This window comes from Pseudoxanthomonas sp. SGNA-20, assembly GCF_003931635.1.
Classification (GTDB): domain Bacteria; phylum Pseudomonadota; class Gammaproteobacteria; order Xanthomonadales; family Xanthomonadaceae; genus Pseudoxanthomonas.
Genome location: NZ_RRYK01000031.1, coordinates 1 through 361 on the forward strand (window position 1 = coordinate 1; position 361 = coordinate 361).

General features: G+C 71.5%; 1 protein-coding gene. It reads left to right on the top strand.

Going from position 1 to position 361, the window contains the following annotated elements; translation table 11 throughout:
• On the top strand, nucleotides 1-361 hold a 361-nt coding region (locus EIM48_RS15295; protein ID WP_233581720.1), incomplete at both ends, for a methyl-accepting chemotaxis protein.

Here is a 361-nt window from a genome sequence, read left to right on the forward strand (position 1 = left end):
CGACCTGTCCCGCCGCACCGAGCAGCAGGCCGCCAACCTGGAGGAAACCGCCGCTTCGATGGAGGAGCTGACCTCCACCGTCAAGCAGAACGCCGACCACGCCCGCCAGGCCAACCAGCTGGCGATCGGCGCCGCCGCGGTCGCCTCGCAGGGCGGCCAGGTCGTCGGCCAGGTGGTCTCGACCATGGCCGACATCCAGGCCGCCTCGCGCAAGATCGCCGACATCATCTCGGTGATCGACGGCATCGCCTTCCAGACCAACATCCTGGCACTGAACGCCGCCGTGGAAGCGGCCCGCGCCGGCGAGCAGGGCCGTGGCTTCGCCGTGGTCGCCACCGAGGTGCGTTCGCTGGCCCAGCGC